This is a genomic window from Stenotrophomonas sp. yr243 (genome assembly GCF_900184195.1).
GTDB lineage: Bacteria > Pseudomonadota > Gammaproteobacteria > Xanthomonadales > Xanthomonadaceae > Stenotrophomonas > Stenotrophomonas lactitubi.
This window is the reverse complement of sequence record NZ_FXWT01000003.1, coordinates 754,857-770,520: the sequence shown is the minus strand read 5'-3', so window position 1 is coordinate 770,520 and position 15,664 is coordinate 754,857. Positions and strand designations below refer to the sequence as shown.

At 67.7% G+C, this 15,664-nt stretch carries 17 protein-coding genes; 7 read left to right on the top strand and 10 right to left on the bottom strand.

Going from position 1 to position 15,664, the window contains the following annotated elements; translation table 11 throughout:
* Window positions 1–3 precede the first annotated feature (3 nt).
* The 8 genes from QOL57_RS16335 to QOL57_RS16300 all read right to left on the bottom strand — a co-directional run bounded on the left by QOL57_RS16335 (window position 4) and on the right by QOL57_RS16300 (window position 6,637).
* A complete protein-coding gene (locus tag QOL57_RS16335) occupies window positions 4–564 on the bottom strand; it encodes a TetR family transcriptional regulator (protein ID WP_089235779.1) in 561 nt (186 codons plus the stop codon).
* A 5-nt stretch (window positions 565–569) separates the two neighbouring features.
* Window positions 570–2,102 (bottom strand): MFS transporter, encoded by a 1,533-nt coding sequence (locus QOL57_RS16330; RefSeq protein WP_089235780.1) that lies wholly within the window; start codon window positions 2,100–2,102, stop codon window positions 570–572.
* A 124-nt stretch (window positions 2,103–2,226) separates the two neighbouring features.
* Complete coding sequence (locus QOL57_RS16325; RefSeq protein ID WP_089237948.1) at window positions 2,227–2,949, bottom strand: hypothetical protein; 723 nt, start codon at window positions 2,947–2,949, stop codon at window positions 2,227–2,229.
* A gap of 46 nt (window positions 2,950–2,995) precedes the next feature.
* Entirely contained in the window at window positions 2,996–3,625 is a 630-nt protein-coding gene (locus tag QOL57_RS16320) for a DUF3299 domain-containing protein (protein WP_089235781.1), read from the bottom strand.
* Complete coding sequence (locus QOL57_RS16315) at window positions 3,615–4,169, bottom strand: DUF3299 domain-containing protein (protein WP_089235782.1); 555 nt, start codon at window positions 4,167–4,169, stop codon at window positions 3,615–3,617. Before QOL57_RS16315 ends, QOL57_RS16320 begins: the two co-directional genes overlap by 11 nt.
* A complete protein-coding gene (locus QOL57_RS16310) occupies window positions 4,166–5,419 on the bottom strand; it encodes an ABC transporter permease (RefSeq protein ID WP_089235783.1) in 1,254 nt (417 codons plus the stop codon). Before QOL57_RS16310 ends, QOL57_RS16315 begins: the two co-directional genes overlap by 4 nt.
* Window positions 5,412–6,107 (bottom strand): ATP-binding cassette domain-containing protein, encoded by a 696-nt coding sequence (locus QOL57_RS16305; protein WP_089235784.1) that lies wholly within the window; start codon window positions 6,105–6,107, stop codon window positions 5,412–5,414. The genes QOL57_RS16310 and QOL57_RS16305 overlap by 8 nt, the downstream gene beginning before the upstream one ends.
* Window positions 6,104–6,637 (bottom strand): DUF2796 domain-containing protein, encoded by a 534-nt coding sequence (locus QOL57_RS16300; RefSeq protein WP_089235785.1) that lies wholly within the window; start codon window positions 6,635–6,637, stop codon window positions 6,104–6,106. The genes QOL57_RS16305 and QOL57_RS16300 overlap by 4 nt, the downstream gene beginning before the upstream one ends.
* A 32-nt stretch (window positions 6,638–6,669) precedes the next feature.
* On the opposite strand from QOL57_RS16300, the gene QOL57_RS16295 reads away from it, so the two are divergent.
* On the top strand, window positions 6,670–7,146 hold the full coding sequence (locus tag QOL57_RS16295) for a MerC domain-containing protein (RefSeq protein ID WP_089235786.1): 477 nt from the start codon (window positions 6,670–6,672) through the stop codon (window positions 7,144–7,146).
* Between the two features lie 7 nt (window positions 7,147–7,153).
* On the opposite strand, the gene QOL57_RS16290 is transcribed toward QOL57_RS16295, so the two are convergent.
* Complete coding sequence (locus QOL57_RS16290; protein ID WP_089235787.1) at window positions 7,154–9,343, bottom strand: TonB-dependent receptor; 2,190 nt, start codon at window positions 9,341–9,343, stop codon at window positions 7,154–7,156.
* Between the two features lie 123 nt (window positions 9,344–9,466).
* Between QOL57_RS16290 and QOL57_RS16285 the strand changes: the two genes are divergently transcribed.
* From QOL57_RS16285 to QOL57_RS16265, 5 genes are all read left to right on the top strand, one after another.
* Window positions 9,467–10,384 (top strand): AraC family transcriptional regulator, encoded by a 918-nt coding sequence (locus tag QOL57_RS16285; protein WP_089235788.1) that lies wholly within the window; start codon window positions 9,467–9,469, stop codon window positions 10,382–10,384.
* A gap of 135 nt (window positions 10,385–10,519) precedes the next feature.
* The gene (copC, locus tag QOL57_RS16280; protein ID WP_089235789.1) at window positions 10,520–10,897 is read left to right on the top strand and encodes a copper homeostasis periplasmic binding protein CopC; all 378 of its coding nucleotides are present in this window, start codon (window positions 10,520–10,522) and stop codon (window positions 10,895–10,897) included.
* 8 nt (window positions 10,898–10,905) lie between these two features.
* The gene (gene copD / locus QOL57_RS16275; protein ID WP_089237950.1) at window positions 10,906–11,790 is read left to right on the top strand and encodes a copper homeostasis membrane protein CopD; all 885 of its coding nucleotides are present in this window, start codon (window positions 10,906–10,908) and stop codon (window positions 11,788–11,790) included.
* A 43-nt stretch (window positions 11,791–11,833) separates the two neighbouring features.
* A complete protein-coding gene (locus QOL57_RS16270) occupies window positions 11,834–12,532 on the top strand; it encodes a heavy metal response regulator transcription factor (protein WP_089235790.1) in 699 nt (232 codons plus the stop codon).
* Entirely contained in the window at window positions 12,529–13,911 is a 1,383-nt protein-coding gene (locus QOL57_RS16265) for a heavy metal sensor histidine kinase (protein WP_089235791.1), read from the top strand. The genes QOL57_RS16270 and QOL57_RS16265 overlap by 4 nt, the downstream gene beginning before the upstream one ends.
* On the opposite strand, the gene QOL57_RS16260 is transcribed toward QOL57_RS16265, so the two are convergent.
* The gene (locus tag QOL57_RS16260) at window positions 13,908–14,798 is read right to left on the bottom strand and encodes a LysR family transcriptional regulator (protein WP_089235792.1); all 891 of its coding nucleotides are present in this window, start codon (window positions 14,796–14,798) and stop codon (window positions 13,908–13,910) included. The two genes, QOL57_RS16265 and QOL57_RS16260, sit on opposite strands and share 4 nt — an antisense overlap.
* Window positions 14,799–14,904: 106 nt before the next feature.
* On the opposite strand from QOL57_RS16260, the gene QOL57_RS16255 reads away from it, so the two are divergent.
* Complete coding sequence (locus QOL57_RS16255; RefSeq protein ID WP_089235793.1) at window positions 14,905–15,648, top strand: SDR family oxidoreductase; 744 nt, start codon at window positions 14,905–14,907, stop codon at window positions 15,646–15,648.
* Window positions 15,649–15,664: the final 16 nt, after the last annotated feature.

Genomic DNA, 15,664 nt, shown 5'->3' with positions numbered 1-15,664 from the left:
CGGCTAGTCCTTCGGGGACTGCTCGGGAGACAGCAGCCCGCCGATCCGCTCGGTCAACTGTGCGCGCACCTTCTCGTCCAGCTGGCCTTCGTACATGGCCTCGTAGATCCACAGGCCGTCGGCGGCCAACCGCGCCACGAAATTGTCCAGCGCCGCAGGGTCGTTGCTGCCGGCGGCCGGTGGCGAAGGTGCCCAGCGCTGCACTACCGGTGCCCACGGCCGGTCGCTGGGGAACTCGGGGTCCACCGAGTCCAGCATGAACATCAGCTCGGCGCGGGTGGCGCTCTGTGCCGAAACGCGCACGAAGGTCTGGTAGCGCTCCAGCGCAGTAGCCTCGCCAGCCGACTTGCCCAGCAGCGCCTCCATCGATGCTTCCCAGCTCTGCACCAGGTGCTCGTCGATGCCGCGCAGCAACGCCTCGCGCGACGGGAAGTGGTACAGCAGGCCGCCACGGGTCAACTGCGCCTCGGCCGCCACCGATTCAAAGGTGACCGCACGCACGCCGTCGCGGTTGATCACGCTGACGGCGGCGTCGAGGATGCGCTCGCGCTTGCTGGTTCTCATTGCCGCTATTTTACGCGATCGGCAGCGCCGTCGCGGCCACCGGCACGTCCACGCAGCAGGCGCGCGATGATCACCGCGCCGGCCGCCAGCACAGCGCTGATCACCAGCAGCACGATCTGGTAACCGCGATCGTAGGCCGCGGTTGCAAGGGCGAACCACTCCCCCTGCCCCGTGTCACGCGCCACGTGCAATGCCTGGGTGAACCCCTCGCGCGCGGCGGCCGGAATGTCCGCCGATTCCGGCAGGAACGCGCCGTACATCGCAGCACTCAGGCTGCCCAGCAGCGCGACCGCCAGCAGGCCACCGAACTCGTAGGACACCTCTTCGACCGATGAGGCCATGCCCGCACGATGCGGCGGTACGTTGTTGAGGATGGCGGTGGACGCCACCGAGATCGCAGCACCCATGCCGAAGCCGGTGATCGCCATGCCGGCCACCACCCAGCCCAGGCCGTGCGGGAAGCCCAGCGCCACCACGCCCACACCTGCCGCGCCAGCCGCAAGGCCGCCACATATCAACGGACGCAGGCCGACCCGATGCAGCACGCTGCCGCCCAGCAACGCGCTGGGCAGGCTGCCCAGCGCCGCCACCGATACCAACAGGCCCGCCTGCAACGGGCTGAGGCCGGCCACCAGCTGGAAACGCTGGGTGGTGAGCAGCTGCAGCCCGGCCATAGCAAACAGGGTGAACACTGCCGAGAGGGTGCCGGCAAGGAAGGCCGGGTTACGGAAGATGGCGAAATCCAGCAGCGGATAGGGCAACTGCTGCTGACGGCGGCTGAAGGCGAAGCCGGCGATGAGCGCCAGCAGCAGCGAGACAGCGCCTACCCCGTACGAGGGCGGCGTGGCGATCAGCGACTTGATCGCCAATACCAGGCCCGACAGCGCGGCCAGCGCCAGCAACGAGGACAGCAGGTCCCACGGCCGCGTGCTGTCGCGCTGCCCTTCCGGCGCCAGTACCAGGGTCGCGATGAAGGCGACCACCACCACCGGCACGTTGATCAGGAACACCGAGCCCCACCAGAAGTGCTGCAGCAGCCAGCCACCGATGATCGGCCCCAGTGCCGCACCGACGATGGCCACCGAGCCCCAGATCGCAATGGCGATGTTGCGCTCGCGCTCTTCATGGAAGCTGAGCCCGATCAATGCCAGCGTGGCCGGCATCATCGCCGCCGCACCCACGGCGAGGAAGGCACGCGCTGCAATCAGCTGCGCGGCGGACGCAGAGAACGCGGCCGCCAACGAGGCGATGCCGAACACCACCAGGCCGATCAGGAACATCCGCCGGTGGCCGATGCGGTCACCCAGGGTGCCAGCACCCAGCAGCAGGCCGGCCATCACCAGCGGATAGGCGTTGATGATCCACAGCGCCTGCCCGGCACTGGCCGAGAGCTCCTCGGTCAGGGTCGGCAGCGCCGTATACAGCACCGAGTTGTCCAACGTGACCAGCAGCAGGCCGGCGGCGACGGTGAACAGCAGCGACCAGCGACGGGCGCGCGACAGGGACGGAGCGCCGTCCAAGGGCTGGGAGAGAGCCATGGGAACCTGGAGGGGAAGGGGGTATGCTCATAACTATACAGGACGTACTGTATAGTTATGGATCTCCCAGCGAACGCCATTCAGCTTCCGGGAGGCGCACTGCCCGCTGCCGCAAGGCCGGGGCCTACCTGCACTCCGCGGGCAATGCAGCGACCGCCTGCACTATCGGGTCCTGCATGGCTTGTCCCACCGCGGCATCCAACTCGCCACGCAGATGGCCGTGCTGCCGCTGCATCGCGTCTTCGCACAGCGCACGCACCCGCGCACGGGCGTTGCTGCGCAGCGTGCTGCAACGCCAATCTCCCCCTCCCAGCGGCAGCACCGAATAGACCACGCTGTTGCAGGCGTTGCCGGCGCGTTCTGGCAGCGGGCGCCCGCCGAAGTCACGCGGCGCACTGCTGCGCTGCGGGTCGAAGTAGCTGTCCGGGAAGGTGCGTGCGTATTGTTCGATATCCACCTCGATACTGCTGCCATCGCCTGCCGGCAGGCGCAGTGGCTGGCCGCAGCCGGTGGCGTCGGCGCGGCGCTGGATGTACTGGTAGATCGGTCGGTCCAGGCTCGCATCCTGCGTGGTCACGGTGCTCACCGCCGCCAGCACCGGCAGCGACGCACGGTTGGCCATGCGTGCCAGCACTCCTGCCTGCGCCGGTTCGCAGCGGTCGCGCAGCGTCGCCACCAGCAGGAACAGCAGGTCATCACGAAAGGCCTTGTCGGCAGCCATGTGATGTTCGATGCGTGCCTGCGCTTCCGCCGCCGGTGCGGGAAATGCCACTGCCGGTGGCGAGGGCGCATGCGTTGCGTTCCACAGCAGCGCCACGCCGGTCCCTGCCAGCAGCAGCACCACCATCAGCAGGGCGACGGTGCGTGCGCGGAGCCTCGTCATCGGGTGATCGTCATCGGGTGATCGCGGAAAGCGTCGCCGCGGCTGCGTCATACGACGCGCTGGCGATATCCGCCTCGAAGTGCTTCACCTGCAGGTGCCCTGACAGCCGGTAGGGGTCCCACAACGCGCCCATCGTGATCGGGGTGGCCAGGGTCACATGGATGATCTGGTTCGGCGGTGGCGGCGGTACGTGGATGCACGCGCCATAGAACGGCACGAACAGCAGTTCGTCCACCTGCCCCGCGTCGTTCATCGCCAGCGGCACCACATAGCCATCCAGGTCCAGCGCCCGTCCATCAACGCCATCGACCACCGCCGAGGAGCCGAACTGCTGCGCGCGCAGAGGGCTGGAATGATCGATGGCCTGCCCGGGCAGCGAGCCCGAACCGGTGTCGTCGATCAATCCGCCCACCCCATCCATGCCGTTGCCACGCGACAGCCCGATCTGCGGCGGTGGACGCTGGAAGCTGTCCTCCCCGGGCATCAGCGCGTCCCAGCGGTCGATCACTGCAGACGGCGCCGCCGGTGAAGCGGCAGCGCTGCTGGCCTCTGGTCGCGGGGCCTCCACGGCGGGCCGGCCACAGCTGGTCAGCAGTACACCCGCAAGCACACCGGCAAGCACCTTCGCGCTACGGTTCATAAGCCCTCAATTCGGCGTCGGCCATGCTGTAGGCCGAGCCGGCAAGATCATCGTCCACCCGCTCGGCACGCAGCACGCCGGCCAGGAAGAACGGCGAGTACATGTCGGGCATGGCGATCGGCCGCGGCAGCACCACGTGCACGATCTGGTTCGGTGGCGGCGGTGGCACGTGGATGCACGCGCCGTAGTACGGCACGAACAGGAATTCGAGCAGTCGACCATCTGCCGCATTGGCCAAGGGCACGACATAGCCCGGCAACCGCACCGCGCGATCCAGTACCGCGTCCACGGTACGGAAGGTACCGAACTGGGCCATGCGCCGGTTGCCGCTGTGCTGCACCTCCGGCCCCTCGCCGCGCTCCAGTGCTGCCAGTTCATCGCCCGGCAGCATCTGCAACCAGTCCAGCTCCTGTTCGCTTTCGGTGCGGGCACTGTCTTGCACCGGCGACGGCGGCAGTGCCTGCACACCGGTATCGGTCGGCCGCGTGCAGGCGACCAGCAGCATGGCCGCAGCCAGCAGCAACCCGCGGACGCCCGTGCTCATGACGCAGGCGCCAGGCCATCGGCCAGGGTGCGCCGGTAGGCCAGCAGCGCAGGCAGCAGGCCTGCGACCGCGCTGATCAGCAGCACACCACCCACCCAGGCCAGTTCGCGCGCGTCCGGCCAGACGTGGGTGATCGACAGACCGAAATTGGCCAGCGCCCAGCTGCGCCCCACCACGCTGGCGCAGGTCAGCACCGCCAGCGCCAGCGCACAGGCCATCGTTGCGGTGGCCACGGCTTCAACCACCAGCAGGCAGGCGACGTAGGCCGGACGCGCACCGGTAGCGCGCAGCACCGCCATCTCACGGCGGCGCTCCTGCAGCGTCGATACCAGCAGCGCCATCAGCGAAACCATGCCCAGCAGCACCACCATCGCACTGATCAACTGCAGCGCGCGCTCGGCGGTACCCAGCGACTGCCACAGCTGCTGCAGGGTCACGCCGGGCAGGATCGCCTGCAACGCTTCGTCTGGATACTCGTTGATGCTGCGCTGCACGCCGAACGTGGCAATGCGCGAGTTCAGGCCCAGCATGAAGGCGGTGATGCTGGTCGGGGTCAGGTCGAGCTGGCGTGCCTGTTCGGCGCTGACATGCTGGCTGCGAAGCTGCACGCCGGAACGCCAGTCGACATGGATCGCCTCGATCGCCGGCAGTGACACCAGCACGGAAGAATCCACCGGCGTGCCGGTCCGCTGCAGGATGCCGACCACACGGAACGGCTTGTCGGCATGCGTGGCCAGCGTTACCGCACCAGTGCCATGGGCCAGCACGATGTCAGCGCCCACGCCGATGTGCGCCGCCTGTGCCACTTCAGCACCAACCACCGCGTCATACAGGTCGTCGAACGGCTTGCCCTGTGCGAATGCCAGCGGATGCCCTGCGCCATGCCGGTAGTGTTCGAAGTAGCCGGCAGTGGTGCCGATCACCCGATAGCCACGCCAGGAATCGCCCAATGACAGCGGCACTGCCCACTTCACCTGCGGCAGCGCGGACAGTTCCTGGTAGGACTGCCAGGACACGTTGTTGGTCGGGTCGCCGATATGGAACACCGAGTACAGCAGCAGGTTCACCGGCCCCGAGCGCGCGCCGACGATCAGATCCGTGCCCGAGACGGTGCTGGCAAAGCCCTCGTGGGCCTGCGTGCGGATGCGTTCCACGCCCAGCAGCAGGACCACGCTCAGGGTGATGACCAGCACGGTCAGGCTCACGCTCAAGGCGCGGCTGCGCAGGCTGGCCCAGGCCAACTCAAACATGTGCGCCCCCTGCCCGGTTCAGATCGCCCAGCGACAGCACCTGGTCGAACAACGGCTGCAGGCGGTCATCGTGGCTGACCACCAGCGCGGTGGTACCGGCGGCGCGGCACTGCGCGGACATCAGCTGCAGGAAGGCCGTGGCCGCGTCGGGGTCCAGCGCCGAAGTCGGTTCGTCGGCCAGCAGTACCGCTGGGCGGCCGATCAAGGCACGGGCAGCGGCAACGCGCTGCTGCTGGCCAACGCTGAGCGTGCCCGCCGCACGCGGCATCAGTGCCGGGTCCAGCTGCAGCGCGCGCAGCAGGCGCGCGATCTCGGCATCCAGCCCGCCTTCGATACGCGCATTGCGCAACGGCGAGAAGCGCACGCCAAGGGCGATGTTGTTGCGCACGCTCAGGAAAGGCAGCAGGTTGAACTGCTGGAAGATCACGCCCAGCTGGTCGGCGCGGAAACGATCGCGCGCGGCGGCACCGAGCGTGTTCACCGCGTGGCCGGCGACACGGATACTGCCGCGGCCCGGCAGCAGGATGCCTGCCAGCAGGCCCAGCAGCGTGCTCTTGCCCGAGCCGCTGGTGCCGCGCAGCAGCACGCTGCTGCCCGCGCTCACCTGCAGCTGTGCGATATCCAGCACTGCTCGGTCTGCGTAGCCGAACTGCACGCACTGCAGGTCGATGATGGTCGCTTCGTTCATGGCGCCAGCGGCACCCGCAGGCTGTCGGCAGTCACCACGCTGCGGCCTTGCCCGGTCGACGTTGCGGTATTGACGATCACCTCATGCAGGCCCGGAAACAGCGTCGGCAGCGGCAATGCCAGCCCACGCAATGCCGCCGGGTTGGCGCAGTGGTAGCGCAGTGCTGCGGTGAATCCGGCGTGCGTGTGCTGGCCGGGCTGCGTTGCCACCGCCACTGGCGCAAAGCCCTCCGCAGTCGCCTCGGCATGGTCCAGCCGGCACTGCGCAGCGCTCGGCAAGGTGACCCAGCTGCCGCTCTGCAGGATCGACCGCGCCCGCGCCAATGCGGCCTGTTCGCGGCTGTCGGCAGGTGGTCGTTCGAAATCGAGGATGCCGATGCCCGGCGCACGCAGTGCCAGCTCCAGCGTTCCCTGGTCCACGGCCAGATCGACATCGGCCTGGCCATGGACATGTGCATCGTGATGGCGCACGTCGTGGGCCTTCGCAGAATGGGCAGCAAGCAGCAGTAGAAGGGCGGCAGAACGTTTCATGGGGGAGCTCCGTATTGTTACTATGTAACATTATGGACCACATCCCAACCTCGCCCGCAAGGGCCCGCACCCAGCCGCCAGCTTCGGCACGCTGGCATCCCCGCTTCGATCTGGCAGGCGCCTGGCTGTCGCTGGCCTGTGCCGCGCATTGCGTGGCCCTGCCCTTGCTGCTGGCCTTCACGCCTGCAGCGATGATGGCGCTGCGCTCGTTCCAGCACCCTGGCCACGCGGCGATGACCGCGCTGCTGGTGATGTCGCGCTGGGAATGGCTGTTCGCGCTGCTGGCCTCGACGATCGCCCTGCTCAGCACGGCCGCCGGCCAGCGCCGCCATCAGCGGGCACTGCCGCTGTGCGTGGCCCTTGCAGGCGCGATCCTGCTGCTGTCCGCCTCGCTGTACCTGCCGTTGAAGGAATCGCTGCTCTGGCATGGCGCTGCCACCGCCTGCGGAGGGGTGATGCTGGCCGTCGCACATCTGCGCAACCGGCGGGCCCTGCGGTCCGCCGGCTGATGACCCTTCAGAACCGGTAGCCGACCTCGGCGCCAACAATGCGCGGGCTGTCCACCGGCCCGTAGTAGTTGCCATCGCGGCCGAAGGCCAGGTTGTCGAAGATCAGGCCGTTGATGCGGCGCTTGTCGGTCAGGTTCTGCACGAACACGCGCGTGCTCCACGGGCCCCGCTCGTAACCCAGCTGCACGCCCAGCACCGCCACGGCCGGCTGGAACGCGCGGTTGCGCTCGTCCAGCGCGCTGGAACCGGTGAACTGCGATTCCACCCGGGCATAGATGCCGGAATCGAACTGATACCGCGCCGCCAGGTAGCCGGTGTAGTGCGGCGTCAGCTTGACCCGCTTGCCGTGCAGGTTCTCCTGCGGGCTGACCCACAGCTTGGTGTACGTAGCATCGACATAGCCGACATTGGCCATCACCGTGAACCCCGGCGCGACTTCAAATACGCCTTCCAGTTCCGCACCGCGCGACCGTATCGAGGCATCCGAGCCCACGTAGTCGGAAGAGATGGGCCGGCCGTTGGCATCGGTGGCCACTTGGATTTCCTGCCAGTTGTCCGAGCTGATATGGAACAGGGCGCCGCCGATATGGCCACGGCCACCTGCCAGATTCATCTTGAAGCCTACTTCATGGCTCCACATGCGTTCGGATTCGTAGCGCAGCACCTTGTCGTTGACCACATCGCTCTGCGCGGCGGCCAGGTTGAAGCCACCGGGGATATAGCCCTTGGCCGAGGCCGCATAGAACGACAGATCATCGCTGGCGTCATAGCGCAACGAGACGCGCGGCAACGTGGCTGAGAACGTATGCGCCAGGGCAGCGTCGCGGTAGCGCACCAGCCCCCCCGCACCCAGGTCGAGGAATCCGGCGCGCTGCTCAGTGGAACGGCGGGCCTGCTCGTGGCGAATGCCGAGGCTGGCGGTCAGCTTCGGCAATGCCGGCAGCGTGTAGCTGGCGGTCGCGAAAACACTGTAGTCCTCACCTTTGGAGGTCTGCCGCGGCGCCAGGTTGTAACTGTCCAGCCCGCGCAGCGCCGGGCCGACGAAGGTGCCCTGGATCGAATCCTTGTCGATGCGGTAGGTCGATACACCGGCCATCCAGGTCAGCGCCTGGTCGCTGGGCGAGCTGAAGCGCGCCTCGGCATTCCATGCATTCTTCTTGTCGTATATGTAACCGGCCAGCGCGGAGCTGGCGGTCATGTCGAAGTCATAGCCAGCCGAGGTGGTTTCCTCGCTGCGGTACGAGGCGGCGACATCCAGGGTGCCGGACTGCAGTTGCCACTGCGCGCTCAGGCCGGCAACGGTCTCGTCCTTTTCGGTGCGCTTGGGCGCATCGTTGATGTAGGTGAAGTCACCCGCGTGACGGCCACCATTGAGGCGGTCGCCATAGGTGCGGTTGTACAAGCCAGTATCCAGCGGCAAGTACTCGTACTCGAACATGCCCGGCGCGCGCGTGCGCAGGTGATAGGCCAAGGCGTTGACGGTCACGTAATCGCTGGGCCGCCAGCGCAGCTTGCCCTGCAGGTAGCCCTCTTTCACTTCGCCGCGCGCACCGTACGGGGTCAGGTTCTTCAGGTGGGCATCCTCTTCGGAGCCCATGAACGCCACCGAGCCCGACAGCGTGCCGTCCTTGCTCAGCGGGCCCGCCAGGAAGCCATCTACCGCCGTACCGTTGCCGTTGCCGAACCAGGTGCTGCGCACGTTCACCTCACCCTCACGGGTATCGGCCGGGCCGCGCGTGCGCACCAGCACCAGCCCCGATTCGCTGTTGGCGCCGTACAGGGTTCCCTGCGGACCCCGCAGCACCTCGACCGATTCCACCTGGTTGAGTACCGCGTTGCTCAGCTCGCGGAACGGAATGCCATCGATGTAGACCGACGCGCGGTTGACCAGGAAAGGATTGGATTCGATGCCGCGGATGGAAATGAACATGTTGCTCAGCTGGCCCATCACGTTGAACTTCACGTTGGGGGCCAGTTTGTCCAGGTCACGGAACTCGGTGACACCGGCTTCTTTCAGCGCCTGCCGGTCAAGCACGGTCACCGACAGGTCACTCTTCAGGTAGGGCGTATCGCGCTTGGAGCCGGTGACCACCACGCCATCAAGGGTGGTGGCATCGGCGGACTGCGCGTGGGCGGGAAGAACAGGAACGAGCAACGACGCTGCGACGAGGGCAACGGAGGAAACGGGGGCTTTCAAGGGCAACCTCATGAGGAACGGAAACGCGCCTGGCGGGCCGGCTGACGCAAACTGTTATCCTGTAACATTCGACGCTCGCCGCCACTCCATTGCAGTCAGCGCTGCTCCATTCCTGGACCCGCCATGCCCGCCCTCGCCGACCAGTTGCACCGGGAAGCCGCCCAGCCCATGGCCGGAACCGTGACCAGCGAGGATGGCTCGGTCGTTCTGCTGCACCATGGCTTCCAGGCCAGCGAAGGCCCCATGGGGCACCCGCACCAGCTGCGGCTGGGCCTGCTGCTGGCCGGTGGCGGCAACCTGTACCAACGCACCAGCGCCGGGCTTCTGCAGGCGGCGTGGAATCCAGGCCAGTTCAACGTGGTACTGCCCGGCGATCATGGGCACTACGCCAGCCCAGCGGTGGAGCTGCTGGGAATGGCCGTCGATACCGCGCAGTGGCGTGATGCGCCTGGCGGCTTCCCGGACATTCCTTCCCTTTCCCTGCGACTGCATCGCGACCCGGTCATCGCCTCCGTACTGCACGCGCTATGGTCCAGCGCACAGGCTGACGCCTGCGTGCCCGGCTTCCTGCAGCACGGTGCAGAAGTGGTGGTGCGGCGATTGGCCCAGCTTGCCGGCCAACCACACGCCCGGCCGCCGATGGCCGCATCGCTGTCATCGCGGCAACTGCGCCAGCTGCAGGACTTCATCGATGAACACCGTTCCCAGCCGCTGGATGTCGCAGCACTGGCCGGCGTACTCGGCATGGAACCGACCACCTTCAGCCGCGCGCTGCGCGCCGCCACCGGCATGCCGCCGTATGCCTACCTGACCCAGCGCCGCATGCAGTGGGCGCAGTGCGCATTGTCCGCAGGGCAGAGCGTCACCGATGTTGCGCTTGCCTGCGGCTACGCCAATCCCAGCAAGTTCGCCGCGGCCTTCCGACGTGTGGCCGGTTGCACGCCCAGCGCGTGGGCCGCGCAAGGCACCACCCACCAAGGCCCTATCCGTCGAACGGGTGTTGGCCCTGCGACTGCGTCACGTGGTCGACGAAACAGGTGATGCGCGCGGCCAGCGCGGTGTCCAGGGCGCCGGAAGGGCATGAGCAGACCTGACGGTTCGGTAATGTCCGGGTCAGGGTGATGACAGGCAGCGCCCCGCAGGCTGTCGTTCACTTTCTTCCCTCGGTGAACCTCGATGTCGCACTCCCTGTTCCGCCCTGCTTCGCTGGCCGTGCTGATGTTCGGCCTGGCCGCAGCACCGTGGGCGCTGGCCCATCCCAGCCTGGTGCGCTCCTCCCCGGCCGCGGGTGCCACCGTGGCTCCCGCCAACCAGATCGAACTGCAGTTCAGCGAACGGGTGCTGCCGCGTGCCACCCGCATCGAACTGCGCATGGCCCATGGCCGCCTGCAGATGGCCATACCCACGGCCTCGCAGCAGGTCTCCGCCGACGGACACACGCTCCGTGCCGGCTTCGAGGCGCCCCTGTCCGCCGGCGAATACCATCTGCAGTGGCGAGCAGTCGGCCAGGACAGCCACCCGATCACTGGCGATTACCGCTTCACTGTGAAATAAGAGCAGTGGTGGACGAGCTCTCTCCCTACGGCCTGCGGCTGGCCCTGTACCTGTTGTCGATGCTGCTGTTCGGGAGGCTGCTGTTCGTGCGCCCGGCGCTGCCGCGCGGCATCTTTCTTCTATTGACCGCCGGTGCCCTCGCCCTGGTGGTGGTTGATGCGCTGGCGCGCGTGTCCAGCGTGCTGGGTCTGCCAGCGGCCGACATCGACCGTGCCACCGCGATCTGGTTCGCCACTGGCACGCCGGTGGGCATCGCCACGACGCTGCGCGCGTTGGCGTTGCTGCTGGCTTTCGTCCTGCTGCTGCCGACCGCAACGGTGCGGGGCGCGCGTCGGCGGGCACTGCTGGTACTTGCCGCAGCGGCCTTGGGCAGCCTGGCCTGGAATGGCCACGCCGTCGCGGGCGACGGGCTCGCTGGCGATCTGCGGCTCGGCGCCGGCATCGTGCACCTGCTGGCGGCGGGCGCGTGGGTGGGAGCGATCGCCGCGTTCCTGCAGTTGGCGCTACGTCGCCAGGGGCCGGGCCTGCGTCATCGCACGCACCAGCTGTGGAAGGCCGCGCACCGCTTCGCCCTGCCAGGCACCGCCATCGTCGCATTGCTGGCGATGACCGGTACCTACAGCTACGTCGACCTGGGTGGCTCGCTGCATACCCTGACCGGCACCGCCCACGGGCGCTGGCTGCTGTTCAAGCTGGGCCTGGTTGCCGCGATGCTGCTGCTCGCGGCCCTGCACCGGTGGCGTCTGGTACCTGCACTGGCCGTGGCGATCCACGCAGGCTGGCAACCCCGCCCCCTGCGCTCGCTGCGCCGCAGCCTGGCCTGCGAGGCCACATTGGCGCTGCTGGTACTGGCCTGCGTGGCCGTGCTCGGCACCCTGGACCCGTTGGCATGAACAGCGCTCTGCTAGCCTGCGCCTGCATCTCTCCTGGTGAATCATGAAGCTGCTGATCGTTGAAGATGAGCCGAAAACCGGCAGCTACCTGCGTCAAGGCCTCGTTGAAGCCGGCTACGTGGTGGATCTGGCCTGCGACGGCCTGGATGGACTGCATCTGGCCCAGAGCGGTGAGTACCACCTGGTCATCCTCGACGTGATGCTGCCCAGGCTGGACGGCTGGAACGTGCTTTCGCGGTTGCGTGCCGGCGGCAACCAGGTGCCGGTACTGTTCCTGTCCGCGCGCAGCAGCATCGCCGATCGGGTCCAGGGGCTGGAGCTGGGGGCCGATGACTACCTGGCCAAGCCGTTCGCCTTCGCCGAGCTGCTGGCCCGTGTGCGTACCCTGCTGCGGCGTGGCCAGGCAACGCCACTGGCCGAACGGATCGTGGTCGCCGACCTGGTGGTCGACACCCTGCGCCGGCGGGTGGAACGCAACGGCCAGCGCATCACGCTCAGCCCGAAGGAATACACCCTGCTGGAGCTGCTTGCACGTCGTCGTGGCGAAGTGCTGCCACGTTCGTTGATCGCCTCGCAGGTCTGGGACATGAATTTCGACAGTGATACCAACGTCATCGACGTGGCGATCCGCCGCCTGCGCGCGAAGATCGACGACGACTTCGTCGACAAGCTGATCGTGACGGTGCGCGGCATGGGCTACGTGCTGGAGGCACCCGAGGACGCCACGGCGCGCAACGCATGAGACCGCGCCTTTCCATCGCCACCCGGCTGACCGTGCTGTTCGCCACGGTAGCCACCGTGGTGCTCGCTGCGCTGGGCGTGGCGATCTACCTCAGTGCACGCCACGACCTGGTCGCACAGGACTTCACCGAGCTCGAGAACAAGGTCGCGTTGATCACCGACCTGGCCGCAGGCGGCGATGCCGGGCAACGTGCGCAGCGTTTGGCCGAGGCCCTCGGCCATCATCCCGATATCGAATTCCACATCGTCGACGAACACGGCACGCCACTGTTTTCCACGGCATCGCCCCTTCTCCGCAAGCATGCTCGGACGCAGCCGGCCGATCTGGCGGTACGTCGCCACGACTGGACCTTGGCCGATGGCAGCTGCCTGCACGTGCTGCATCTGCGCCAGCCACTGGCGGACGGCAGCACGTTGACCACCCTGCTGGCCATCGACGACGCACGCCATGCGGCGTTCCTGCAGCGCTTCCGCCACCTGCTGGCAATCGCCATCGTGACCGCCGCACTGGCCAGCAGCCTGCTGGGGGGCTATGTGGTACGGCGCACGCTGCGCCCCCTGCGGGCCCTGTCCGACGAAGCCCGGCAGATCACCGCGGGACGTCTGCAACGGCGTCTTTCTGCCGATGCCGCGCCAGCAGAACTGGAGCAGCTGGCGCAGACACTCAACGGCATGCTGGCCCGCCTGCAGCAGGATTTCGCCCGCCTCACCGAATTCTCCGGCGATCTGGCCCACGAACTGCGTACGCCGATCACCAACATGTTGACCCAGGTGCAGGTGGTACTGGCGCACCCACGCAGCAACGACGCTTACCGCGAAACCCTGGCCTCCTGTGCTGAAGAACTGCAGCGGCTGGCCCAGACGGTCAGTGACCTGCTCTATCTGGCGCAGGCCGAGGCACCGGGTGCCCTGCCCTCGCGCGAGCACGTGGCGCTGGAAGATGTGGTGGACTCCCTGCTGGAGTTCTACAGCCTGCTGGCCGAGGATCGGCAGCTGCAGCTGCGCCGCGAAGGTCGCGCCAGCGTGCAGGGCAATCGGCTGATGCTGCACCGGGCAATCGCCAACCTGCTGTCCAACGCGCTGCAGCACGCCACTGCGGGTACGCCGGTGGTGGTAACGCTGGAAGAGGCCGCCGGGCAATGCCGGATCACCGTACACAACAGCGGCACGCCGATCAGCGCCGACATCCTGCCGCGGCTGTTCGATCGCTTCCATCGCGGCGAGCGCGGACACACGCGCAGTGATGGCGCAGGCCTGGGCCTGGCGATCACCCGCGCCATCGTGCAGGCGCATGGCGGTTCGGCCACCGTGACCTCCGGCGCAACGGGTACGACGTTCGAACTGCTGCTGCCCTCGCGGCCAGCAACATCCCCGGCCTAGATCGCCTCGAACACAGCCGCCACCCAGTCGATGAACACCCGCAGCCGTGGCGATGGCGTGCGGTTGCGCGGATAGACCAGGCTGACCGGGCTCGGCGTGGGCGGCATCTCGGGCAGCAGCTCCAGCAGCTGCCCGCGCGCGATGTACGGGTCCATCCGATAGCGCGGCGCCTGGATGATGCCCAACCCGGCCAGCGCGGCACCGAGGAAGGCGTCGGCACCGGACACCCGCACGCGTGCCGGCAACGGCATATGGCGCACCTGGCCGCCCTGCTGGAACTCCAGCGGAATCAGCTGGCCGGTGGCGCTGGAACGGTAGCCGACCATCTGGTGTCCCGCTGCCAGCGACGCGATGCTTTCCGGCTGCCCGTGCGCCTGCACGTAGGCAGGCGACGCCACCGTGACCTCGCGCAGCAACGCCAGGCGCCGCGCGGCCAGATCGCTGTCGGCCAGGGTACCCACGCGGATGGCCGCATCCACGCCCTCGCGCAGCAGGTCGACATAGCGGTCGCCCTCGCTGACCTCCAGTTCGATGTCCGGGTAGCGCTGCAGGAAGTCCGGCAGGTGCGGAAACAGCAGGTGACGCCCCAGCGTACCGTGCACTTCGATGCGCAGCGGCCCGCGCGGTGGCACGTCACGGAACGCGGCTTCAGCATCGTCCATGTCCGCGATCAGGCGCAGGCAGCGGCCATAGAAAGCCTCGCCTTCCAACGTCGGCACCACCACGCGCGTGGTCCGGTGCAGCAGGCGCACACCCAGGCGCTGCTCCAATGCCTTGATCGCGTCGGTCACCGTGGCCCGCGGCAGACCCAGGTCTTCGGCGGCACGGCTGAAGCTGCGGCGCTCGACGATCCGGACGAAGGCACGCAGGGCGGTGAATCGATCCATTGTTCGGCTGGCCGGATGATGTTTCCGGATTATCCATGATTATCCGCGACGGCGGAGAGACGAAGATGGCCCTGCGCCATCCCGGCGTGACCTTCTGGAATGTGCCATGACCTCCCCCGCTTCCCGCTCTGTCGCCCTGGTCACCGGCGGCTCCCGTGGCATCGGCGCTGCCATCTCGCGCCGCCTGGCCGCCGACGGCCACGCCGTGGTGATCAACTACGCCGGCCGCCGCGACGAGGCCGAAGCACTGGCTGCCGAACTGACCGCCAATGGCGGCCACGCCGTGGCCCTGCAGGCCGATGTGGCCGACCCGCGGGCCGTGCATGCCCTGTTCGACGCGATCGAGGCGCGCTTCGGTGGCATCGACGTGGTGGTCAACAGTGCCGGCGTGCTGCAGTTGGCCGCACTGGCCGACAGCGATGATGCCCTGTTCGACCGCGTGATCGGCATCAACCTCAAGGGCGCATTCAATGTGCTGCGCGAGGCCGCGCGGCGCGTGCGCGATGGTGGCCGCATCGTCACCCTGTCCACCAGCGTGGTCGGCATCAAGCTGGAGAACTACAGCGTGTATGCCGCCAGCAAGGCCGCCGTGGAGACGATGGGGGCGATCCTCAGCAAGGAGCTGCGTGGGCGCGGCATCACCGTGAACGCCGTGGCACCCGGGCCGACCGCCACCGATCTGTTCCTGGACGGGAAGTCGCCGGAGCTGATTGATCGGCTGGCGAAGATGAATCCTTTGGAGCGGCTGGGTACGCCGGAAGACATCGCCGGTGCGGTGGCGTTCCTGGCCGGTGCCGATGGTGGCTGGATCAATGGCCAGGTGCTGCGGGCGAATGGTGGGATGGTGTAGGTCGCATGCCAACCAA

Excerpts from the sequence above, each read along its gene's own strand:
- QOL57_RS16255 (WP_089235793.1), top strand. The coding sequence starts at position 14,905 with ATGACCTCCCCCGCTTCCCGCTCTGTCGCCCTGGTCACCGGCGGCTCC.
- QOL57_RS16260 (WP_089235792.1), bottom strand. The coding sequence starts at position 14,798 with ATGGATCGATTCACCGCCCTGCGTGCCTTCGTCCGGATCGTCGAGCGC.
- QOL57_RS16330 (WP_089235780.1), bottom strand. The coding sequence starts at position 2,102 with ATGGCTCTCTCCCAGCCCTTGGACGGCGCTCCGTCCCTGTCGCGCGCC.
- QOL57_RS16295 (WP_089235786.1), top strand. The coding sequence starts at position 6,670 with ATGGACCACATCCCAACCTCGCCCGCAAGGGCCCGCACCCAGCCGCCA.
- QOL57_RS16325 (WP_089237948.1), bottom strand. The coding sequence starts at position 2,949 with ATGGTGGTGCTGCTGCTGGCAGGGACCGGCGTGGCGCTGCTGTGGAAC.
- QOL57_RS16265 (WP_089235791.1), top strand. The coding sequence starts at position 12,529 with ATGAGACCGCGCCTTTCCATCGCCACCCGGCTGACCGTGCTGTTCGCC.
- QOL57_RS16305 (WP_089235784.1), bottom strand. The coding sequence starts at position 6,107 with ATGAACGAAGCGACCATCATCGACCTGCAGTGCGTGCAGTTCGGCTAC.
- QOL57_RS16270 (WP_089235790.1), top strand. The coding sequence starts at position 11,834 with ATGAAGCTGCTGATCGTTGAAGATGAGCCGAAAACCGGCAGCTACCTG.
- QOL57_RS16310 (WP_089235783.1), bottom strand. The coding sequence starts at position 5,419 with ATGTTTGAGTTGGCCTGGGCCAGCCTGCGCAGCCGCGCCTTGAGCGTG.
- QOL57_RS16335 (WP_089235779.1), bottom strand. The coding sequence starts at position 564 with ATGAGAACCAGCAAGCGCGAGCGCATCCTCGACGCCGCCGTCAGCGTG.
- copC (WP_089235789.1), top strand. The coding sequence starts at position 10,520 with ATGTCGCACTCCCTGTTCCGCCCTGCTTCGCTGGCCGTGCTGATGTTC.
- QOL57_RS16315 (WP_089235782.1), bottom strand. The coding sequence starts at position 4,169 with ATGAGCACGGGCGTCCGCGGGTTGCTGCTGGCTGCGGCCATGCTGCTG.
- QOL57_RS16300 (WP_089235785.1), bottom strand. The coding sequence starts at position 6,637 with ATGAAACGTTCTGCCGCCCTTCTACTGCTGCTTGCTGCCCATTCTGCG.
- QOL57_RS16320 (WP_089235781.1), bottom strand. The coding sequence starts at position 3,625 with ATGAACCGTAGCGCGAAGGTGCTTGCCGGTGTGCTTGCGGGTGTACTG.
- QOL57_RS16285 (WP_089235788.1), top strand. The coding sequence starts at position 9,467 with ATGCCCGCCCTCGCCGACCAGTTGCACCGGGAAGCCGCCCAGCCCATG.